A 21698-nucleotide genomic window follows, 5' to 3' on the forward strand; every position below is an offset into this window, starting at 1 on the left:
TCGATGCCGGGGCGGGAATCGTCGAGGCGATGGTCGACGCCATGGAAGAGGAGAAATCGCCGATGGTGCCGCCGATATTGCCAGGGCGGAAATCACCGGAATACCAGATCGGCGCGTAAGCTGCCGCGGCAGCACCTGCAGCGGTGGCGAGCCAGGTCTCGAAGGCGCTCGACCAGGGCTTCTCCACCCCGAGAGCGACCGCATAGGGTAGCAGCTTTTCGAAGTGCTGTGGCGACATTTGCGGCGCGCCCTGCATGTTCATCCGGTCGCGTTCGGCGAGCGTCAGATATTGCCTGAGACCGGCGATGCCATCCATCATCTTCCGTCCGAGCGGCGTCGGGGCGCCCATGATGAAAAAGAAGACGACGTTGAGCGCGAAAATGCCGACGATGCCGGCGACCAGCGGCAGCAGGCCCGCTTCCCACAGCGGCACGACCGCGGCGGCAAAGCCGTTGACGACGACGGATACCAGGACGAAGCCGAAGAAGGCGCAGATCAGAACGGAAAGAATTCGCTGGCCCAGCCCGGCGCCAGGGCGCCGGAATCTGCGGCCGATGATGTTGGTAAAGATCGTAACAAAGATCGACAGGACACCGGGCATCACGATCAGCGGCACCGCATTTTCATGCAACCGCCCAAAGATGATGATGGATGCCAGGATCAAAACCGAGAGAGCAATACCGATCACGACATAGAGCGAATTGGCCTTATAATATTCGCCGCGATGATCGCGCTCGATCGCGCTGCGAAATTTCGCACCCAGACGCTGTACTGCTTCGCCATTCTCCTTGTCGATGACGAGCGGCGCGAATGGTCCGACGGCCTGAATGAGCACCTTGTCGCCGCCGCTGAGATCGTTGCCGGACTTGCCTGTCGGGCGGATAACGACCTTTTCCTTCAGATCGTCGAGAATGACGTAGCCGCGCACGGCAAGGTCGATCGCGGCTGCGGAGAATGCCGTCCAGCTGGAACTGGCGAAGCCCTTGTTGTCGATATAGTTGACCAGCGCCGGCGAAATGCCTTCAGGCGGATCCCAGCGCGGGACCATGACACCCGCAGGCGGATCGCGGCCGACCGCGATCCAGCTTCGCATGTAATAGGCAAACAGCAGGATCAGCCCACCGATGGCAATGATCGTGTCGAGGTGATCCCGAAGGAACCAGCCCCATTGCTGGCTGTCGCTCGGCGGTGTGATCGCTCCTTTGGCCAGCTTGATGGCGATCGTCAGGCCTTCAGCCGCTGCGAGCGGCCTGGTCGTTGCGAAGGTAACGATATTGTCCTGTTGGCTCGCACTTGCATTCTTGCCGGTAGCGCCGAGCGGCCCCGTAAAGAAGGCAAGCTGCTGCGGCTGCACGCCATCTGGCAGGGTGACGGTTGCCTTTGCATTGAGGATCGGGAACAGCCAGCCATTGCCCGTCACGTTCCAATAAAGCTCGTCATGATCGCCGAAATAGCGCATCTGCCTGTTAGTGTCATAGGTCAGGCGAAATGTATGCGGGCCTGGGTTCAGGATACGATCGGCCTTGCCGATATAGATGCGCTCGCCGCCGCTGATGCGTTCGGTGCGCCAATCTTCCGGCTGGCCGTCACGCTCGACGGAGACGACCTTGAAATCCACTTCGATCTCGCGACCGTTGGCGTCGGTCATCGTCAGCGGGAAATCCCGGAATATCCCGCGGCGGATGTTTTGGCCCTCGGCATTGACCGAGATCGTCTCGACGACTCGCATGGAGCCGTCACGATGCAGCGCGATCGCCTGATCGAAGTTGGTGATGAGTTCGGCTGCCGTCACCGCCGTTGCACAAAGCAGCAGGCACAAAGCCAGGAAGAACCCGCAAAGCCGTGTCATCGCTCCCCCAAAGGATGGCCGCGACGCCGTTGCCGGCGCCGCTCACGTCAGGAACATGCCTGCGCTCAGCCCTTGAGATGGCGGAGCGTCAGTCTTCGTAAGCGACACCAAGAGACGCCAGCACGTTCCAGTAGGACGGGAAGGTCTTGGCGACGCAATCGGGGTCGAGAATGCTGATGCCGCCGATCTTCAGACCGGCGAGCGCAAAGCTCATGGCGATGCGGTGATCGGCAAAGCTGTCGATTTCTGCTGGCAGCACCTTGCCGGCGAGGCTCGGATCGGATGCGACGATGAGATCATCGCCCTCTTCAGTCCCGAGGTTCGGCACGATGCGGGACAGGCCGCTCGACAAGGCGCGGATGCGGTCGCATTCCTTGACGCGCAGGTTCTCGATGCCGACGAAGCGCACCGGCGTTTCATTGAAGGCGGCGAGAACGGCAAGCGTCGGGATGGCGTCCTGCATCTGCGAGCCGTCGATGACGGCGGGCAGATGCGGAAACTTCGAGATCAGGTCATAGGCCTTCGCATCCGGCTGCGAGAATTGCTCTGCCGGCGTGCCGAGATCGATCTTGCCGCCACCAAGCACTTCGGCCGCCCAGAGATAGGTCGCGGCGGAGGCATCCGGCTCGATCACGAAGTCGGCGGCATGATAGCCGGTGGGCTCGACGCGCCAGGCGACCGGGCTCACACGCTCCACCTTGGCGCCGAAAGCGCGCATGGCCGCGACCGTAAGATCGATATAGCCGAGAGCACCGATATGCTCGCCGAGCAGTTCGACATCGACAGCGCGGTCACCGCCGGCAGCCATCATCAACAGGGCCGAAACATACTGGCTGGACAGGCCGCCATCGATCTGCACGCGGCTGGCCTCGAAGCGGCCGGTGCCGTTGATGGTGACAGGCGGGCAACCGGTTTCCGTGGAAGCATCGATGCCGAGCGAGCGCAATGCGTCGACGAGCGGGCCGATCGGCCGCTTGCGCATATGGGCATCGCCATCGACGATGACTTTGCCGTCGACCAGTGCTGCAGCTGCCGTCAGGAAGCGTGTCGCCGTGCCGGCATTGCCGAGGAAAAGCGGAGCAGCCGGTGCCTTGAGCTTGCCGCTGCCGGTCACGATGAAAGTCGTGTCGTCGGGCTCGTCGATGATCACGTCCATGGCGCGCAGCGCTTCGGCCATATAGCGGGTATCGTCGCTCTTCAGCGCGCCGGTCAGCCGGCTCGTGCCCTTGGCAAGGCCCGCCAGCAGCAGCGCGCGGTTGGTGATCGACTTCGATCCCGGCGGCATGGCGCGTCCGGTCAAGGGCTTGCCCGGCGGGATAATCGTGAGTTTGGCTCTACCCATCATCATTCTCTTTGGTCAGTCAGGAAGCCGGCCGATGGCCGGCGGTCGGCATCCTTTACCGCCTCACATGAAAAACCGATAGCGGAAATCTCAGAACTTTACCGTTGGAACGGCACGGTCCGCTTCGTTTGATATCTCGAAATAGGCCTTCTTGGTAAAGCCGAAGGGGCCGGCGATGAGATTGTTCGGGAAGGTCTCGACCTTGACGTTCAGATCGCGTGCAGCACCATTATAATAGCGGCGGGACATCTGGATTTCACCCTCGACGCCTTCCAGCGAGCGCTGCAATTCGAGGAAATTGGTATTGGCCTTGAGATCGGGATAGGCTTCGGCGAGAGCGATCACGCGGCCGAGTGCCTGCGACAACAAGTCCTCTGCCTGGCCTCGGGCGGCGACATCTCCAGACGGCACGGCCTGCGCCTTATTGCGCAGTTCGACAACCTCTTCCAAGGTTTGGCGCTCATGGCCGGCATAGCCTTTGACCGTCTCGATCAGATTGGGAATGAGATCGGCGCGGCGCTTCAACTGCACGTCGATGCCTGACCAGGCCTCTTCAGCCGCCTGACGTGCGCGGACGAAGCCATTATAGGCGAAGACGACATAGAGCGCGGCCAGCACTATGATCGCGAGAAGAATAAGCATCTGAATCCCCCGTGGCGACTGCAACCCAAGGGACACTAGGCAGATTTCACGCCAATGTCACCCGGCTTTAACAGCGGCGCAGAGCCAAGAGGTCGCGATGCCCAATCCCTGAGGAAGTTTGCCTCAGGCGGCCTGCTGGTTCCAATTGATGCCGCCGGCATCGGTCAGCAGAAAAGCCTCGCCGCAAGCCTTGGCAAGCGTGCGCACACGCAGGATGTAGCTCTGACGTTCTGTCACGGAGATGACGCCGCGGGCGTCGAGCAGATTGAAGACGTGGCTCGCCTTGATGCACTGGTCATAGGCCGGGAAAACGCATTTGTGCAGGCGTTGATTATCGCTATCGCCGGGCGCGCCGGCAGCCAGCAATGCCTGGCATTCCTTCTCGGCATCGATGAAATGGCGGTGCAGCATCTCGGTATTGGCATATTCGAAATTATGCCGGGAATATTCCTGTTCGGCCTGTAGGAAGACGTCACCGTACGTGATCTTGTCTTCGCCCTCGAGGCCGTTGAAATTCAGGTCATAGACGCTGTCGACGCCCTGGACATAGGTCGCAAGACGCTCCAGGCCGTAGGTCAGCTCACCGGCGACGGGAGCGCATTCGATGCCGCAGACCTGCTGGAAATAGGTGAACTGCGAGACTTCCATGCCGTCGCACCAGCATTCCCAGCCGAGGCCCCATGCGCCGAGCGTCGGGCTTTCCCAGTCGTCTTCGACGAAGCGGATATCATGCAGAAGCGGATCGAGCCCGATCGCCTTCAACGAGCCGAGATAGAGCTCCTGCAGATTAGGCGGATTGGGCTTCAGGATGACTTGGTACTGATAATAATGCTGCAGACGGTTGGGGTTCTCACCGTAGCGACCATCGGAGGGGCGGCGGGACGGCTGGACATAGGCGGCCCGCCACGGCTTCGGCCCCAGCGAGCGCAGCGTGGTGGCAGGATGGAACGTGCCGGCGCCGACTTCCATGTCGTAGGGCTGCAGAACCGCGCAACCCTTGTCGGCCCAGTAATTGTGCAGCGTCAGGATCAGCGCCTGAAAGGAGCGCTTCGGATTCATATGGTCGGGCACGTTGGCAGTCATGGGAACTGATTTCTTCCGCTAGCGAATTGTTTGGCGGACAGGTGCCACGGCGTGGCGAACGGGTCAAGTTTTTACTCTGCGGAGTGCAAGGACATTGCCCGCACTTGATCCCAGGGGTCAGAATGGATTGACGATGGTCAACTGCTTCTCGACTATCAGGCCGGCGTGCAGATCTTCCGAATAAAACCGCTCGCAGCCAGCCCCGATCGCTGCGGCCATCATAGTCGCATCGTAGAAAGAAAGCTGATAGCGCTGGGCAAGATCGAGCCCTGCCAACGTGATCTTCTCGCTTACCGGAACAATGGTCGCCGACAAAGCGACGACAGCATCAACCGCTTCGCGAATATCAGCCCACGACATATTGAGTTTCTTACGCCCCACATTGCCAAACTCATTCAGCGCCTGAGCGCTGATAACGAAGGGCTGGGTCAACAGCGCTTGTGCCTTTTCGGCCCGCTCGTCCTCCGAAAGAGCATAGAGGAGAACATTCGTGTCGAGAAAATCCAAAACAGGGCGCATCAACGAGAATTGGCGTCTTCGCGGTCAAACTTCCAATCCTTAGGGAGTTTGAGCTTGAACGATCTGATCTTTTCCAGGGCTTTCTGTCGCCTGTCGTCGCGTTCGATCTCGAAGGCGTTTCCCGTGCCGACACGCACAACGATATCGTCACCCTCCTTGAGATCGAGCGCATCCACAACCGCAGAAGGAATGCGGATGGCTAAACTATTCCCCCATTTTGCGATCTGCATAAAACACTCCAATGATATACATTAGGCAAAGTATATCAAAAACTCACGAACGAAGCAATTTGACTTACTCATCCTCGCGCTTCACATGATATTCGCCGGTCTTCGGGTCCTTGACCAGCGTTCCCATCGCGCCGGTACGGCGTTCCGTTTCGGCGCGGCGGGATTTTTCGGCGAGCCGCTGGGCATCGCGCACGAAACGCCGATAGAGCAGCCAAAGGCCGCCGACGGCGACGACAAAGAAGATGATCTGGGGCATTACCCAGCGCTCCCGCTTACAATCCGTACCGGCTCCACAATGCCCTTTCCTCTGCTGCTTCTGCAAGTCCGGATGCGAGCCCCGCGCCGAGGTTATCGATGCCTCCCAATGAAATGCCCGGAGCCTTGCGGCCGAAGAGGCTGCGCGGCGTGGTGATCAGCGTCGGCTTGACCTTGTCACCGAAGCGCTTCCGCAATTCCTGGCGCATATCGCCGAGGCCATCGATCAGGCCGAGCTCCAGCCCGCGGCTGCCGGTCCAGAACAGGCCGGAGAACACCGTTTCGTCGGCCGAGAGTTTTCCTGTGCGACGCTCGAGCACCATGTCGATGAAGACCTTGTGGATCTCCAGCTGCAGGCTCTTCAGATATTCGATGTCCTTTTCCTTCTCCGGCTTGAAGGGATCGAGGATCACCTTGTTGTCGCCGGCAGTATAGACGCGACGTTCGACGCCGATCTTCTTCAACAACTCCGGAAAACCGAACCCACCGGAGACGACGCCGATCGAACCGACGATGGAGGTGGCATCGGCAATGATCTCGTCACCCGCCAGCGCGATCATATAGCCGCCTGAGGCTGCGACATCCTCGACGAAGACCAGCACCTTCTTGTTTTTCTCGGCGGCAAGATCGCGAATGCGATTGTAGATCATGCGCGATTGCACCGGAGAACCGCCCGGCGAATTGACGATAATAGCGACAGCCGGCGCCGTCTTCATGCCGAAGGCTTTTTCAAGAGCCTGGGATGAGCCTGCCAGATTCAGCGATTGGCGCAGCGGCCCTCCACCGGAAGAGATGACGCCGCTCAGGCGGACGACAGGGACGATCACCTCCTCCTTGCGGAAGCGCTTCGGAAGCATGCGTCTCAAGAACCCAACCATTCGTCATCCCTGTTTCATGATGTTTGCTGCCTCGTGATGTATGCATGGAAACGACAAACGCAATATTGCGGATCGTATTTGATGCCCTGATACTGAGGGCAACCGGATGGCTATCGGCGCGGATACGAAGCGCGGCCATTGTTCATATCATCGACGAAATCGGTGAATTTATGCGTCCCTTCGCCGTGCATGATCAGAGGCGCGCGCAGTGCCAGCCTCGCCCTCGAACCCTTGATCGCCGTCACCAGAATGCGCACCGCACTCTCGCCCTCGCGGGGATGGATCGGCGTGATTTCAATGCCGCCAAAGCGGCGGCCACAGGCGGCGATGATCCCGCCAATCGATTCCGGCCGCGCGATCAGCGAGAGCTGGCCTCCCGGGATCATGATCGCGCCTGCCGTGCGGATCCACCGTTCGAACAGCCCCTCGGTCATGGCATGCGCTTCGGCCTTCAGCGCGTCAGGCGTCAGCCGGTCGCTGGCATCGTTGAAGGGCGGGTTCATGATGACGTGGTGGAAGCTGTCGTCGACAAGGCCCGCTTCATTGCGGTCTTTACCGGTCAGCGTGACATCGGCTTCGATGACCGAGACGCGGCCGGCAAAACGGGCATTTTCCGGCAGCTGGAGGCTCTTGCGCGCGAATTCGGCCATATCGGATGAGCGCTCGAACAGCACGACCTCCGCCCGATCGAGTCTCGAGGCCACGGCCATTCCGGCTGCTCCGGCGCCCGCACCGAGATCCGCCACCCGGATCGTACGCTCATCTGTCACAAGCGCCGCCAGCAGCATGGCATCCATGCCGGAGCGGTGCCCCCTGCCCTTCGGCTGCACGACATGGAAGGCGCCGCGATGGAAGGCATCGATGGTTTCGGAGGGCTTGCCGGTCATGGCTGATCTCAGGTCCGCACCGGGCGCAACTCGTCACCGAGACCGGCATCGATGAGGATGCGGCGGGCCAGATCGGCACGCTCTTCCTCCACCAGAAAGCGTCGAGGCAGCATGCCGAGCGAACCTTCCAGAACGCTCATCGCCTGATCCGCCACCAGGCAATGGATTCCTGCATCCTTCATCAGACTCTCCGCAAATGAGAGGAGGACCGGGTCGTTGGTGCGGATCAGCTCGTGCATAAGCCTTAGAATTCCTGTCAAATTTACGCGACGAGACAATTCGCCTCTTGCCGCCTCTTTCGCCCCTTCTTATTGTGCTTTGCAGGAAATGAACAGGAGTCCGGATCGTTGGGCGTCGTGATACCGCTGGAAGAAAGCAAGAATAAACTGGCATCCATCAAGCCATTGGTGGACCTGACCAAGGCGGACATGGAACGCGTCAATCAGCTTATCCTGTCCAAGGCCGGCTCCGATGTGCAGATGATCCCCGAGGTTGCGGAGCATCTGATCTCCTCCGGCGGCAAGCGTTTGCGGCCGATGCTGACCATCGCGTCTGCCGCTCTTTACGGCTATCAGGGCGACAATCACATCAAGCTCGCGACATCGGTCGAATTCCTGCATACGGCCACCCTGCTGCATGACGACGTGGTCGACGAAAGCGATCTGCGCCGCGGCAAGTCCACAGCCCGGATGATCTGGGGCAATCAGGCAAGCGTGCTGGTCGGCGACTTCCTGCTCGGCCAGGCCTTCCGCATGATGGTGGAGGTCGGGTCGCTCGAAGCGCTTGACGTCTTGTCGTCGGCCGCCTGCGTCATCGCCGAAGGCGAGGTGCTGCAACTTTCCGTTTCCAAGAATATGGAAACGACGGAGGACGATTATCTCTCGGTCATCCGCGCCAAGACCGCGGCATTGTTTGCCGCCGCAGCCGAAGTCGGCCCGATCGTTGCCAATGCCGGCAAGGCCGAGCGCAATGCGCTGAAGTCCTACGGCACAAATCTCGGCCTCGCCTTCCAGCTCGTCGATGACGCGCTCGATTACGGCGGCAAAGCCGCCGATCTCGGCAAGAATGTCGGCGACGATTTCCGCGAGGGCAAGATCACGCTTCCGGTGATCCTCGCCTATCGCCGCGGCACGGAGAAGGAGCGCGCCTTCTGGCGCGAGGCCATCGAAACCGGCAACAACAGCGACGAGAATCTGGAAAAGGCGCTTGGCCTGATCACGAAATACGGCGCGCTGGCCGACACAATTGCCCGTGCCGTGCACTACGGCACGATTGCCCGCGACGCTCTGGCACCCCTGCCGGAAACGCCTTGGAAATCGGCACTTCTCGAAGTGATCGATTTCTGCATCGAGCGCGTTAATTGATGGTGGCGGCCTGAATTTGTTGCAGGGCCGCTTCAAAAAAGCCATCCTGTTGTGAATCAGTTGACACGAATGCGTTGTGCCGCCGGCGACTTCGCCGGCCATTCCCTTGATGAAAGGCTTTCTAATGCGGCAGAGACTTGCCATCCGTTTCCTTTCGGGCGTAGCCTTGGCGGCAATCCTTTCGGTGTCCGCCCTGACTGGCGCGCGCGCAGAGGATAAGCCGGCAGCGCCGGAGGCCAGTGCTCCGGTCACTTCTTTCGATCCGGATAGCGTCGATACCTTCGCAGGCGCTTTCCTGGCCGCCCGTACCGCCGATGTCGATCACGACTACGATACTGCCATCGCACTCTATAAAAAGGCGCTGATGATCGACCCGAGCAATCCGGAGATCCGCCAGCGACTGATGATCTCGCTGCTGCTGAACGGTAATCTGGAAGAAGGCGTCAAATACGCCAATGAGCTGAAGAGCGATCCTTCCGTCGAACGCGTGACTACCATCGTGCGCGGCATGGACGCCATCCGCCGTCACGAATACCGCACCGCGCAGGAAATCCTCAAATATAACGGTCCGAACGATCTCGACCGGATGATGACCAACCTGCTCGCCGCCTGGGCGCGCGCCGGATCCGGCCGGGGCAAGGAAGCGATCTCGATGATCGACAAGATGAAGGGCCCGGATTGGTTCAACATCTTCAAGAACTATCATGCCGGCGCCATTGCGCTGACGATGGGCGACCTGAAGTCGGCACGCTCGCATCTCAACGATGCCATCCTCGACAAGACCGGCGGCGCGACTGCACCTGACACCTTCATGCGCGCCGTCATGGCGCTCGCGCGCCTCGAAGCCAAGGCCGGCGACAAGCAGAAAGCCTTGGATGCGATTTCGGTCGGCGACAATCTTGTCAGCAATTATGCGCCACTGAATGCGTTGCGCGACAGCATCAGCAAGGGCGATACGCCGGACCAGCAGGTCACCAATGCCAGCGAGGGTGCGGCCGCCGTTCTCTTCACCATCGGTGCCGCACTGAACCGTGATGGTGCCGAGGATGTCGTCTCGCTTTACCTGCAGATCGCCAACTCCCTCGATCCGAAGGCCGCCGATACGCTAGTCCTGCTCGGCGGGCTGGCCGAAAAGCAGGAGCAGACCGATCGCGCGATCGGCTTCTACAAGAAGGTACCCGATAATTCGCCGATGGCCCGCATCTCCGAGCTGCAGCTCGGCCTCGCACTCGCCCAGGCGGGTAAAGTCGACGATGCACGCAAGCATCTGAAAGCATTGATTGATTCCGATCCCAACGATGTCCGCAGCTATCTCGCCTATGGCAGCGTCCTTTCGGATGCCAAGGACTTCCAGGCCATGGCCGACAATTACGACAAGGCTGTGCAGATCATCGGCCCCGTGCCGAAGCGCAGCGATTGGGCCGTGTTCTTCCAGCGCGGCATTGCCTATGAGCGGCTGAAGAAGTGGGCGGATGCAGAGCCGAACTTCAAGAAGGCCCTTGAGCTCAATCCGGATCAACCGCAGGTTCTGAACTATCTCGGCTATTCCTGGGTCGACATGAACATGAACCTCGACCAGGGTCTGGACATGATCAAGAAGGCCGTCGATCTCAGGCCGGACGACGGCTATATCGTCGATTCCCTTGGCTGGGCCTATTTCCGCCTCAATCGCTTCGACGATGCCGTGAGCGAACTGGAGCGGGCAGCGCAGCTCAAGGCCGGCGATCCGACGATCAATGACCACCTCGGCGACGCCTATTGGCGCGTCAATCGCAAGCTCGAAGCCGTCTACCAATGGAATCGGGCGCTCGCTTCGAAGCCGGAAGAGGCCGATATTCCGAAGATCAAGGAGAAGGTCGAGAAGGGCTTGCCGCCGCTCGACAACGATCCGAAGACCGTCGACAAGAGCAAGCTGCCCGATCCAGCACCAGCGCCCTCGCCCGACACGAACGCTCCGGCGCCGATCGACAAGAAGTCCTAAGATTCCATGAGCACGATCTTGGCTGCGGGCGCTTTCGACCTCACGGAAGAGGCGCCCGCAAAGATCAATCTTGCACTGCATGTCACGGGCCGCCGAGCCGATGGCTATCATTTGCTCGACATGCTCGTCAGCTTTGCCCGCCACGGCGATCGTCTTTTCTTTCGCGCAAGCGAGGATGACGATTTCAGCCTTTCCGGACGGTTCGGCCCGTTGCTTTCCGCCGATGCCGAGGCCGGCGACAATGTCGTTCTCAAGGCGCGCGATCTCTTGCGGCAGGCAGCCAAATCGGCCGGCTTCGATGCGCCCCCTGCCCATATTCATCTGGAAAAGAACCTGCCGATCGCATCCGGCATTGGCGGCGGCTCGGCGGATGCGGCGGCGACCTTGCGCGGGCTGATGCGGCTATGGCGCGTTACCCTGCCGGAGGCGACAGTCAAGACCATCGCCTTGAAGCTTGGCGCCGATGTGCCGATGTGCCTTGCCAGCCAGCCGCTGGTCGCGCGCGGCATCGGCGAGGCAATCGACCTGTTGCCAGGATTTCCCGCCTTTGCCATGGTTCTCGGCAATCCGCTTGTCGGCGTCTCGACATCGGATGTGTTCCGGCAGCTCACCCGCAAGGACAACCCGCCGCTCTTGTTTCCATCGCAGATGCCACAGGGACACGGCGAATGGATCGACACGATCAAGATCCTGCGCAATGATCTCGAACCGCAGGCGCGCTCGATCTGCTGCGAGATTGGTGTGCTTTCCGGCTTGATCGAAAGCGAATCCCCAATCCTGACACGCATGTCCGGCTCCGGTGCGACGTGCTTCGGCATTTTCAACGATATCGAACAGGCGACGGCCGCCGCCGCTTCGCTTCACAGGCAGCGGCCGGGCTGGTATTTCCAGGTAACCGAAACGATCGCGGGAGAGGCATGATGGCAGCGTCAGGCAACGAAAGATCCTTCATTCCCGTCGGCATCGCCGTATTGACCGTTTCCGATACGCGCACGCTCGCCGACGATAAATCCGGCGATACGCTGGTTGCTCGCATTGCAGAGTCGGGCCACAGGCTTGCTGCCCGCGCCATCGTGCCAGACGACAAGGAGCGCATCCGCGCGCAGGTGGAAGCCTGGACGAAGGACGATGCGGTCGACGTCGTGATCACCACCGGCGGCACGGGCTTTACCGGCCGCGACGTCACGCCGGAGGCGCTGGAGCCATTGTTCGAGAAGCGAATGGATGGGTTTTCAGAAGTCTTTCATCGCATTTCCTACGACAAGATCGGCACGGCGACGATCCAGTCGCGAGCGACCGGCGGCGTCGCCAATGCCACCTTCATCTTCGTGCTGCCGGGCTCTCCCGGCGCCTGCAAGGATGCCTGGGACGGCATCTTGAAGGCGCAGCTCGACTATCGCCACATGCCCTGCAATTTCGTGGAGATCATGCCGCGTCTCGACGAGCATCTGAAGCGCGGCGCCGGCTCGAGATAGGTCTTCTGCTCGCCGCGATATTGGGCGTTGGTCATGCCTTCGGAAGGACAGGAATTGATTCCCAGGAATCGCCACTGAGTATGATGCAGCTCCGGCCGGATACATCACTCATCAGCAGTGTCCAGTTGCCGCTCTCGGCGGCGTAGATCTCGACAATCGTGCTCTGATCGAGCTTGCCGACGGCCGAAAGCTTTTCCGAAAGATGGTCGCCAAGAAACGCGACGATATCGACGTGCTGAGCGCAGGCGAGCGTTACCTGGGAGGCGGCGACGCGAGGATAGAGGATCGATGTTGCCACGAGGGCCGTTGCCATGAGGCGGGTGAGCATTGTGCGTTTCATAACGCACCTCCTTTCGCCGAAATCCCGGCGGAAAAGGAGAGTTCCGCTGACCAGTTCCGCCTGATATCGGCATCTTCATGGTCGGCCGCCTGACGCGACACGCGTAAGGTGCCGCCACACGCAAATTATCGCAGCTATTCGCGCGTTTACAAATGGAATCTGCTGAACGCTGGGGCCTATCGCGCCGCGCGTGCTACCCAGGACGGAATGAGCTCGCTTGAAAGCCGTCGGCCCTTCTGTCCCTTGGCGAACTCCGCCAGCCCCATGCCCGACCTGGCGACGGCGATCGCCTGGTGCTTGGAAAGCAGCAAACCCAGTTCCAGCGGCGCCATACGACGGCCGATTCGCTTCAGAAACGGGCGACGATAACCGCGCGATGCTGTAAAGCGCGCCGGCATCTTGTTCAGCGAGACATATTCGGCGACCTCGTCGATCCAGCCCGCTTGCGGTCGCGCGCCCGGCTCGACCAGCAGCAACCATTCGCCACGGGCCGACCGCAATATATCCTTGATATCCCATTGCGAATAAAAGCGGCAGCCGGCAGCATCGGCCACTTTCGATGTGCCGTCCCTGGAACCGTGATCGAGCACGACCACGTCGCTGACCAGCCCCTCGACCGCGCCTGCCACCAATGCCGCCAATGTCTGCGCCAGCTCGGGTTCGTGATCCTGGCATTCGATGATGACCGTCAACATTGCCCATTTATAGAGCGCCGCATAATTTATTGCCAGCACCTAACCCTCAGGCTCGAGCGTTTAAGAAAAGCATCATAAGCGGCCGAAATTCTCACAGCCGGCCCCGCCGAATGCCTCCGTGAATGAGATGGAAAATGACGGTCGCGGATTTTTGTTCTTGCAATGTTCTCATTTGTCGGATAGGAATTTAATCATCTTAGACGCGACATGCGATGGCATGAGCCGCCCTGGAGCTACCGATGAACGAGCAGTCCCTTGCAGGGCAGGCCGCTTTCGCGCCTGCCAATACGGCAGATGTTGCCAACGCTTTGATCGCCGATTCCGGTCTTAGGGTCGACGTCGAGCGTCGACGCGGACGCGGCGCCGGATTGAACCCGAGCGGCCGGTTCGAGCCGCAGCAGCGCGAAGCCTTCGACGACGGCTGGCAAAGCTGGGAAGAGTTGCCACCCTTCAAAACCGAAGTGCAGGTGGAGAAGCCGCGCACAGCCATTACCCGCAACGAATCGCCCGATATTTCTTTCGATCGTTCCATCAATCCCTATCGCGGCTGCGAGCATGGCTGCATCTACTGCTTCGCGCGGCCGACGCATGCCTATATGGGGCTTTCGGCGGGGCTGGATTTCGAATCGAAGCTGTTTGCCAAGCCGGATGCAGCCAAGCTTCTGGAGCGCGAATTGGCAAAGCCCGGTTACAAGCCGCGTGTTATCGCCATAGGCACGAATACCGATCCCTATCAGCCGATCGAGAAGGAATGGCGGATCATGCGCCAGATCCTTGAGGTGCTGAACCGGGCAAACCACCCGGTTGCCATCGTCACCAAATCGGCGTTGGTCATGCGCGATATCGATATTCTGAAGGAGATGGCAGCCAAGAATCTGGTGCGGGTGGGAGTATCGGTGACGACGCTCGACCGGAAGCTCGCACGCACCATGGAACCGCGGGCAGCGACACCGCCACGGCGGCTGGAAGCGATCCAGGCTTTGAACGAGGCAGGCATCCGCACCGCGATCATGGTGGCGCCGATTATCCCCGCGCTCAACGATCATGAAATCGAGCGTATCCTCGATGCAGGCAAAACGGCCGGCGCGCAGGAGGCGAGCTATGTCATCCTACGGCTGCCGCTGGAAGTGAGCCCGCTGTTCCGCGATTGGCTGCTGCAGCATTATCCGGATCGGTATCGCCACGTCATGTCACTGATCCGCTCGATGCGCGGCGGCAAGGATTACGATGCGGAGTTCGGCAAGCGCATGAAGGGTGCCGGGCCTTATGCCTGGCAGATCAGCCGCCGCTTCGAAATGGCGACGCGCCGGCTTGAGCTCACGCGCCGCAATATCGCTTTGCGCGACGACCTGTTCGTGCCGCCCGATGGCAGCGGCGTGCAGCTGTCGCTGCTCTGATATTCCTTGCGGGTTTTCCCTGACCCCGCTGGAAAAGCCCCCCGGTTCGCCGCCATGATCCACCGGGGGCTTGCAGGAGATCGGGTGGTGTGCGAGCTTCGCCGCATGACACGCAGCACATCACCCGATTCTCCAATGCTCTTCGAGGACGTCCCACTCGTTCCCACTTTCGAGCTGGAGCTGATTGCGCGCCGGGCCGGCCATTGGCCTGTCGCCGGGGCCGATGAGGCTGGCCGAGGCCCGCTTGCCGGGCCGGTCGTAGCCGCCGCCGTCATTCTCGATCCAGAACGTATCCCGGATGGGCTCAACGATTCCAAACAGCTGACCGCGGCCAGACGCGAAGAGCTGTTCGTGGAGATTCTCGCAACAGCCACGGTCTCTATCGCCTCATCAAGTGCGGGCCGTATCGACACGACCGATATCCGCAAGGCAAGCCTCGATGCGATGCGGCGCGCCATTCGCGGACTTGCCGTGCCGGCAAGCTATGTACTGACCGATGGGCTCGATGTGCCAGTTGGACTCGCCTGCCCCGGAAAAGCCGTCGTCAAGGGAGATGCGCGCTCCTTCTCCATCGCTGCCGCCTCGATCGTCGCCAAGGTTACCCGCGACCGAATGATGGCCCGCGCAGGTATTGTCTTTCCGGCCTATGGCTTTGCAGCCCATGCCGGCTATGGCACTCCTCAGCATCGTGCTGGCATCGAGGAACATGGTCCCTGCCCGCTGCACCGCATGAGCTTCCGCCCGTTGCGCAAAGAGGCCGTTTGAAACTCAGCCCGTCAGTCCGGCGACGATTTCAATCGAGTATTTTCTGACATAGGCGATGTCTTCCCTGTAGATACGATCATGTCCTTCCTGGAGATTCCGGCGATATCTCTCGATGCCGCGGGCAGCTTCCCGTTCCATGAAAGCCAATAGCGCCTCAAGCCGCTCGACGATGATTCCAGGCAATGAGGGACGCTCGGCAATGGACAAGCCATAGGCGTCGGCAAAGATACGGGCACGATCGACTTGGGCGGCAAGTGTGTCCATTTCCTCGAGAGCGATGCTGGAGGACAGCGGCGCCCAGCGATAGACGGCATAGGCCAGATCCCATATTCGCTGACCGGGATGCGCAGCCTCGAAATCGATGATGCCGGTCACTTCGCCATCATTCAGCACGACATTGTAGGGGGCGAAATCTCCATGGCAGATGACCTCGCAAGGCGAGCGGGTCGGCAATTGCCACGTATAATCGGCTTCAAGGTCCTTTGCGAACAAACTAGAACAATCATGATAGCGATGCAGCAGCGATGCAGCCGAACGCAGCGCCTTTTCGCCGCGCATAGCGGCGTGGCCATCGAGATCGCCGGTATCTCCGGGCAGATAGGTTACCCGCTCCCAGGCCTCGTCGTATCCAGCCGAAATCGGAGCTGCATCGAAACCATGCCGATGTAACGCAACCAGCAAGGCGTGCACGCCCGGTGTCCATGCCGCAACCGGCCTCACGATGAGATCGCCTTGACGAAACGGTTCGCTACCCGTCGTTGCCTGCATCCACTCTCCCCTCATGCACTGATCTTGCCTCCCGTTGCGGTAATGATCAATCATGGCTGGGCATGAAACAAAAAAAGCCCTACCGAAGCAGGGCTCTTTCGAGTTTCGATAGTCCTGCGCCTTAGTTCAGCCGCGTCTTCACTTCCTTGACGGCGTCGCTGAAGAGGCCTGACTGGACGTTGCCATCGGCCTTCTTTGCCAGAACCGATTCAGCAGCAGCGATCGCAAGGTCGACGGCGGCGGAGCGGACCGCCTTCATCGCATCGGCTTCGGCCTGCTTGATCTTCTGCTCGGACAAAGCGGTGCGGTTGGCGACGAACTCCTCGGTCTTCTTGCGAGCCTCGGTCGTCAGCATTTCCGCTTCGCGCTCGGCTGCGGCAACGATATGTGCCGCTTCAGCCTCGGCTTCCTTGCGCTTGCGCTGATATTCGGCCAGCAGATGCTGGGCCTCTTCGCGCAGACGCTTGGCTTCGGCCAGCTCGTTGCGGATCTGATCGGCGCGGTCGTCCAGCGACTTTGCCATCATGCCCGGAACCTTGAGGTAAACGATCAGGCCGAGGAAGATGAGAAGGCTGACAAACGCGAAGAAGGTGTTGTCGAAAGCGAATTCCATGGATCACCCCTCCTGCTTGGCGGCAGCAGCCGCAACCGCAGAGGCGACATCGGCCTTGCCGGCGACATTGCCAACCAGCTGCTCGACGACAGCACCGGCCGTCTCTTCGGCAATTGCACCGACATCACCGAAGGCTTTCGCCTTGATTTCGGCAATGCGGCCTTCTGCGGCCTTGAGCTTCTCAGCCAGGCTTGCCTCGATCGCCTTGCGATCCTCTTCGGCTTTGGCCTTGGCGGCATCGCGGGCAGTGGCGGCGATGGAATTCGCCTTGGCGCGCGCAGCGGCCAATTCGCTTTCATAGGTCGCGACGGCGGCGTCGGCCTCGGCCTTCAGACGCGAGGCCTCTTCGATATCCTGGGCGATCCGGTCATGCCGGCTTTCCAGAATGGTGCCGACGCGCGGAATAACGATCTTCTGCATGGCCACGTAGAAGATGACGAAGGTGATCACCAGCCAAAACAGCTGTGACGGATACGTCGTATGGTCAAACGGCGGGAATACGCCGCCGTGATGGCCTTCATTCGGCGCACCCGTTTCCGTGTGCACCGCTCCGGCGGCCGGCGGTGCTTCTTCAGCATATGCCGGGGTCACAAACATGCTCACCTCCAGGTGGTCTGCAAATACAAAGAATCACGGCTCGCTGCCCGCGAACCGTGATCTATGACGCCGCTGATATCAGACGGCGAAAAGCAGGAGGAGAGCGACGAGCAGCGAGAAGATGCCCAGAGCTTCCGTAACGGCGAAGCCGAATACCAGACGGCCGAACTGGCTGTCAGCAGCCGACGGGTTGCGCAGTGCGCCGGACAGGTAGCTGCCGAAGATATTGCCGAGGCCGAGAGCCGTGCCGGCCATACCAAAGCAAGCCAAACCTGCGCCGATGAACTTTGCTGCTTCCGCGTCCATGTTGAACTCCTTTGAAATGGTTGTGCGGTGAATGACTGACGCCCGTTAGACGCCAATGTCTTTATCCTTAGTGGCCACCCGGATGGATTGCGTCGTTGAGGTACATGCAAGTCAGCACCGCAAAGACGTAAGCCTGAAGGAAGGCGACAAGGAACTCGAGACCGGTGAGGGCGACGGTCATGATAAGAGGAAGAACAGCTCCGCCGATACCAAGCGCGCCAAGTGCTCCGAGCGAGGCGACGAAGCCTGCGAACACCTTAAGCGTGATATGACCGGCCAGCATGTTGGCGAAAAGACGAACGGAGAGCGAAACCGGACGGGATAGGAAGGAGATGATCTCGATCGCCACCACCAGCGGCAGAAGAACACCCGGAACACCCTCAGGAACGAAGATCTTGAAGAAGCCGAAACCATGCTTGATCAAGCCGTAGAAAATAACGGTAAAGATGACGAGGAGCGCAAGCGCAAGCGTCACGATGATCTGGCTGGTGACGGTGTAGAAATAAGGAACAAGACCGAGCAGGTTCGCCGTCAGCACGAACATGAAGAGAGAGAAGACCAGCGGGAAGAACTTCATTCCCTTCGTCCCCGCCCCTTCTTTCAACATCGAGGCGATGAACTCATAGGCCATTTCCGCCACCGACTGCGAGCGCGTCGGGATGACACCGCGCGGCGCGCTGGCGAAATAAAGGAAGCCTGCGGAAAGCGCTGCGGAAGCAACCATGAACAGCGATGCGTTGGTGAACGAAAAATCAATTCCGCCGATATCGATCGGGATAATCTTGAAGATCAGGAACTGATGGGTAGGATCGTTTGCCACCGCTTGTTCTCTTTCATTTTTCCGCTCCACCGAGCGGATGCTTCTCATCTGGAAACAGCGCCGCAGCGTTGCTTCCGCTCATTTCTTATTAGGTCCACCCTCGCCCGGCACCGGTGTGGCCACCTTGCCCGCAGAGCGCAGCACATTCAAAACGCCGGCACAAAATCCGAGAAGCAGCAAGATAATCATGCCCCACGGCGCCGTACCGACAAAACGGTCGAAGATATAGCCCAGAACGGCGCCAACGATGATTGCGGCTATGAACTCGCTGGAAAGCTTCATCGCCTGAGCATAGCCCTTACGGCTTTCCTCGGCGCGAACCTCCCCGCGTTCATCCTCTCTCACCGCAGCACGCTTGGTCGCCAATTCGGCTTCCAGCTGCGCCCGCCGCTGTTCCAGACCCTCGTCGCGGTCATCCGTCATAGTGGCATCCTCCCCATTTTCGTTGCGCGCAATCCCTGTACCCCGGTCAAACGCGTAAACGAACAGCAGGTTTCGCCACCTTTCGGCCCGTTTTGAAGTCGCGCGCAACATAGTTTTAGGAAAAAGCATAGTCAAGGCGTAGGCGTCATCTGTCCAGCCATAAATTAGCCCAATTAAATCATGAGCTTAGAGCGAAAGAGCCATATTGACCGAAAACAGAGCGGAAGAATCCTCTTCAGCCCGCGCTTCCCTGTGGCTTTTTTGCCAGGGGAAGCTGCCCTCGCCGCCGTGTCAATCTGCCGGAACCGGCCGCCTCAGCTCCAGCCGCCGCCATAAGTCCTGTAGAAGATGTGCATGCCTATGCGGCCGACCTTCACCATTTCAGCGGCCCATTTCGGGCGGACATAGACAGCATGATAATGGGTGGCGGAACCGACTTCCGGCAGCCAGATCTTGCCGGCGGTCACCGCCATGGCGACCTGGCGGGCAATGCGCCAGTGTTCGGGAGAATTGACACGCTCCTTGACGTTGTCACAGGCGAAGGAAAACTGGCAAGCGTTGGTCCAATCCTCGTTCTGATAGACGACGCCGCAAATGGTCTTCGGATAAGCGGGGTTGCGGACACGGTTGAGGATGACCTGGGCAACGGCCGCCTGTCCTTTCACGGACTCGCCCCTCGCCTCGAAATAGATGCCGGTCGCAAGGCATTGCTGCTCATCCGGCGAGAAGACCGAGGGCGGCAGGACATTGGCTGCCCAGGCATGATCCTTCGGGCCGATCTGCGGCACGAAGCGGCCCTCGCCGTCCTGATCCTTGGCGAGAATGGAATCGAAGGGCGAGACACGGGCATAGTCCGGCGCCGGCGAGGCATAGGCCGCCGCAAGAACATCGGCATTCTGATTGGTGACCAGATTGGCGATATAGGCCGGTACGCTCTCGTCCAGCTTCGGCGGCTCTTTCTTATAGAAGGCGGTGGCGATCTGGATTTCCTTGCCGCCGAGCTGCGGCTTCAGGAAGGCGGTACGCTCACCGGTCGCGGATTCCGGCCGAAGCAGCATGCTCTGGCGCTGCAGCACAGAGCCTGCGGAAAAATCCTTCGGCGGCTGCATCGGCGTGATGGCCACCACTCTGCCCTTCTTGTCCTGCCGGTTGATGCGATCCTCGTCGGGCCGGGGATCGCTGCCCTTGACTTCGGACTGGAACGCGACACGGCGTCCGTCCGGCAACACCAGACCGCCGTCTCCAATGGCGGCAGAGGCCTTGACGTCACCGAAGGCCAGTTCGGCCTGATGGGTGGAACCGGCTGGCGAGTCGGTCATCACCATGCGCCAGTTGGCTCCTTCCCTATCGATCCCGGCAAGCAGGCCGGCAAGATCGCCATAGGCTGCTGTCGACGGAAAAATAAGCCAGGCGCAAAGCCCGAAGACGGCTGGAGAGGTCCAATTTTGTGGCACGAACCGCGACTTGCGGCTGACATAACGCGAGCGAGACAATACCGGACTCCAAACGGCACTCGAAACTAGGAGCCGGAATAATCTCCCATTAACCTTGATGGATGGTTAATTCAGGCAATTCTATGGTTACGAATGTGACGGCACGCAAACAGATGTCATCGTACCCGATACATAAGGCGTCAGGATTGTCGCGCAAAGCCGCTATTCTCTCTGCCTGAACAGCCCATTACGTAAGAGCCGTGAGCAACTCTGTTCCAGGCGGAGGCTCGATATGTTCGGCCTCCATGTATCGGCGCACGAGAACGACTGAGACATAAGTCCAACCAATGGCCTGCAGCAAGTTGGACCCCAAAGAGATCGCGACAGCAGGGATATTCAAGCGACCATTCGCGATAAGATCCGCGCTCCCAACGTTAGTCGTAAGAACCAAGACGATAACCGCAGCGACGAGCGGGACGGCCAGCCCCAGGAATACCAGAGATGCCGTCGACGGAAAACGCGCCAGGCCTCTCCGCAAAGCCCCTCCTATACTCGTGTTGGTGCCATGGAGCTTCGCTGGCAACCACGTGCCAGCAAGTGAAAAGATAATGGTGAACACTGCCAAAAATGCCAGCATTGCCCATAATCCGAAGTAAGTCTTGCCGGCACCATCCGAGCTCAAAAGAAAAACAAGAGCAGGCAACATTACCAGGAATGCAAGCAGCGTCAGCGCGAGGCTCCTCAACATATATCCACCGATTGGAAGCTTTCCGGCCTTAGCCGCCGCGGTGAAATTCAGATTGCGTAGAACAGAGCTCTGTACATTCATCGCCAACATGCTCGACAAGAAGAAAGTCACGCCTGCCGTCGCGGATTTCCCGGAATACTCATCGAAAATCGAAGCGCCAACCGAACACAACACGAATATCACGTAAAATGCCGGATTATTCCGGGCGATGGATAAAGTCTGTCTGAGCATCTGCGTTCGCTTCCCCCGAGAGCATTGCATCGCTTTCGCCTTTAAATTGAATAGGCC

25 protein-coding genes and 1 pseudogene are annotated in these 21698 nt (G+C 59.8%); 6 read left to right on the top strand and 20 right to left on the bottom strand.

Annotation, left to right across the window (positions count from 1 at the left end):
• The 10 genes from AC13RM_RS19155 to AC13RM_RS19200 form a co-directional block, all read right to left on the bottom strand.
• Positions 1–1849 (bottom strand): DUF2207 domain-containing protein (locus AC13RM_RS19155; RefSeq protein WP_488555428.1); only part of this gene is annotated, 1849 nt, incomplete at its 3' end.
• An 88-nt stretch (positions 1850–1937) separates the two neighbouring features.
• A complete protein-coding gene (locus tag AC13RM_RS19160) occupies positions 1938–3194 on the bottom strand; it encodes a 3-phosphoshikimate 1-carboxyvinyltransferase (protein WP_440478812.1) in 1257 nt (418 codons plus the stop codon).
• Between the two features lie 87 nt (positions 3195–3281).
• A complete protein-coding gene (locus AC13RM_RS19165; protein WP_488555429.1) occupies positions 3282–3833 on the bottom strand; it encodes a LemA family protein in 552 nt (183 codons plus the stop codon).
• A gap of 123 nt (positions 3834–3956) precedes the next feature.
• The gene (locus AC13RM_RS19170) at positions 3957–4916 is read right to left on the bottom strand and encodes a glycine--tRNA ligase subunit alpha (protein ID WP_374820217.1); all 960 of its coding nucleotides are present in this window, start codon (positions 4914–4916) and stop codon (positions 3957–3959) included.
• 117 nt (positions 4917–5033) lie between these two features.
• A complete protein-coding gene (locus AC13RM_RS19175; protein WP_488555447.1) occupies positions 5034–5435 on the bottom strand; it encodes a PIN domain-containing protein in 402 nt (133 codons plus the stop codon).
• Positions 5435–5665: an AbrB/MazE/SpoVT family DNA-binding domain-containing protein gene (locus tag AC13RM_RS19180; protein WP_374820213.1), complete on the bottom strand. Its 231-nt coding sequence runs from the start codon at positions 5663–5665 to the stop codon at positions 5435–5437. The genes AC13RM_RS19175 and AC13RM_RS19180 overlap by 1 nt, the downstream gene beginning before the upstream one ends.
• Before the next feature lie 64 nt (positions 5666–5729).
• Positions 5730–5921 carry an NfeD family protein gene (locus AC13RM_RS19185; protein ID WP_095434098.1) on the bottom strand — a complete coding sequence of 64 codons (192 nt, stop codon included), beginning with the start codon at positions 5919–5921 and terminating at the stop codon, positions 5730–5732.
• A gap of 16 nt (positions 5922–5937) precedes the next feature.
• Positions 5938–6798 (bottom strand): S49 family peptidase, encoded by an 861-nt coding sequence (locus tag AC13RM_RS19190; protein ID WP_374820211.1) that lies wholly within the window; start codon positions 6796–6798, stop codon positions 5938–5940.
• A 110-nt stretch (positions 6799–6908) separates the two neighbouring features.
• The gene (locus tag AC13RM_RS19195) at positions 6909–7685 is read right to left on the bottom strand and encodes a tRNA1(Val) (adenine(37)-N6)-methyltransferase (protein WP_374820209.1); all 777 of its coding nucleotides are present in this window, start codon (positions 7683–7685) and stop codon (positions 6909–6911) included.
• An 8-nt stretch (positions 7686–7693) separates the two neighbouring features.
• On the bottom strand, positions 7694–7924 hold the full coding sequence (locus AC13RM_RS19200) for a putative signal transducing protein (RefSeq protein WP_069612438.1): 231 nt from the start codon (positions 7922–7924) through the stop codon (positions 7694–7696).
• A 108-nt stretch (positions 7925–8032) separates the two neighbouring features.
• On the opposite strand from AC13RM_RS19200, the gene AC13RM_RS19205 reads away from it, so the two are divergent.
• The 4 genes from AC13RM_RS19205 (at position 8033) to moaB (ending at position 12505) form a co-directional block, all read left to right on the top strand.
• Entirely contained in the window at positions 8033–9049 is a 1017-nt protein-coding gene (locus AC13RM_RS19205; RefSeq protein WP_106996770.1) for a polyprenyl synthetase family protein, read from the top strand.
• Between the two features lie 124 nt (positions 9050–9173).
• A complete protein-coding gene (locus AC13RM_RS19210) occupies positions 9174–11030 on the top strand; it encodes a tetratricopeptide repeat protein (RefSeq protein ID WP_374820207.1) in 1857 nt (618 codons plus the stop codon).
• Positions 11031–11036: 6 nt separating this feature from the next.
• The gene (locus tag AC13RM_RS19215; RefSeq protein ID WP_488555430.1) at positions 11037–11951 is read left to right on the top strand and encodes a 4-(cytidine 5'-diphospho)-2-C-methyl-D-erythritol kinase; all 915 of its coding nucleotides are present in this window, start codon (positions 11037–11039) and stop codon (positions 11949–11951) included.
• Positions 11951–12505 carry a molybdenum cofactor biosynthesis protein B gene (moaB, locus tag AC13RM_RS19220; RefSeq protein ID WP_167078196.1) on the top strand — a complete coding sequence of 185 codons (555 nt, stop codon included), beginning with the start codon at positions 11951–11953 and terminating at the stop codon, positions 12503–12505. The genes AC13RM_RS19215 and moaB overlap by 1 nt, the downstream gene beginning before the upstream one ends.
• Positions 12506–12536: 31 nt before the next feature.
• Here the strand turns inward: moaB and AC13RM_RS19225 are convergent, their stop codons facing one another.
• Complete coding sequence (locus AC13RM_RS19225; RefSeq protein WP_167078194.1) at positions 12537–12845, bottom strand: hypothetical protein; 309 nt, start codon at positions 12843–12845, stop codon at positions 12537–12539.
• Positions 12846–13021: 176 nt separating this feature from the next.
• The gene (locus tag AC13RM_RS19230; RefSeq protein ID WP_167078212.1) at positions 13022–13540 is read right to left on the bottom strand and encodes a glycosyltransferase family 2 protein; all 519 of its coding nucleotides are present in this window, start codon (positions 13538–13540) and stop codon (positions 13022–13024) included.
• 239 nt (positions 13541–13779) lie between these two features.
• On the opposite strand from AC13RM_RS19230, the gene AC13RM_RS19235 reads away from it, so the two are divergent.
• Positions 13780–14937: a PA0069 family radical SAM protein gene (locus AC13RM_RS19235; RefSeq protein WP_167078192.1), complete on the top strand. Its 1158-nt coding sequence runs from the start codon at positions 13780–13782 to the stop codon at positions 14935–14937.
• 105 nt (positions 14938–15042) lie between these two features.
• On the top strand, positions 15043–15702 hold the full coding sequence (gene rnhB, locus AC13RM_RS19240) for a ribonuclease HII (protein WP_113233194.1): 660 nt from the start codon (positions 15043–15045) through the stop codon (positions 15700–15702).
• Between the two features lie 3 nt (positions 15703–15705).
• On the opposite strand, the pseudogene AC13RM_RS19245 reads toward rnhB, so the two are convergent.
• The 8 genes and pseudogenes from AC13RM_RS19245 to AC13RM_RS19280 form a co-directional block, all read right to left on the bottom strand.
• Positions 15706–16527: pseudogene (locus AC13RM_RS19245) on the bottom strand (phosphotransferase); the annotation flags it as partial.
• A 64-nt stretch (positions 16528–16591) separates the two neighbouring features.
• On the bottom strand, positions 16592–17083 hold the full coding sequence (locus AC13RM_RS19250; RefSeq protein WP_113233180.1) for a F0F1 ATP synthase subunit B: 492 nt from the start codon (positions 17081–17083) through the stop codon (positions 16592–16594).
• Positions 17084–17086: 3 nt separating this feature from the next.
• Positions 17087–17680 carry a F0F1 ATP synthase subunit B gene (locus tag AC13RM_RS19255; protein WP_374820204.1) on the bottom strand — a complete coding sequence of 198 codons (594 nt, stop codon included), beginning with the start codon at positions 17678–17680 and terminating at the stop codon, positions 17087–17089.
• A gap of 78 nt (positions 17681–17758) precedes the next feature.
• Positions 17759–17986 (bottom strand): F0F1 ATP synthase subunit C, encoded by a 228-nt coding sequence (locus AC13RM_RS19260; RefSeq protein WP_015338972.1) that lies wholly within the window; start codon positions 17984–17986, stop codon positions 17759–17761.
• 67 nt (positions 17987–18053) lie between these two features.
• Positions 18054–18806, bottom strand: a complete 753-nt coding sequence (locus AC13RM_RS19265; RefSeq protein ID WP_374820201.1) for a F0F1 ATP synthase subunit A — start codon at positions 18804–18806, stop codon at positions 18054–18056.
• 78 nt (positions 18807–18884) lie between these two features.
• Positions 18885–19229 (bottom strand): AtpZ/AtpI family protein, encoded by a 345-nt coding sequence (locus AC13RM_RS19270; protein WP_285174400.1) that lies wholly within the window; start codon positions 19227–19229, stop codon positions 18885–18887.
• A 314-nt stretch (positions 19230–19543) separates the two neighbouring features.
• Positions 19544–20722, bottom strand: a complete 1179-nt coding sequence (locus AC13RM_RS19275; RefSeq protein WP_285174401.1) for a cell wall hydrolase — start codon at positions 20720–20722, stop codon at positions 19544–19546.
• Between the two features lie 187 nt (positions 20723–20909).
• Positions 20910–21641, bottom strand: a complete 732-nt coding sequence (locus tag AC13RM_RS19280; protein ID WP_440478794.1) for a hypothetical protein — start codon at positions 21639–21641, stop codon at positions 20910–20912.
• Positions 21642–21698 lie beyond the last annotated feature (57 nt).

The organism is Martinezella sp. CNPSo 3732 (assembly GCF_057784515.1).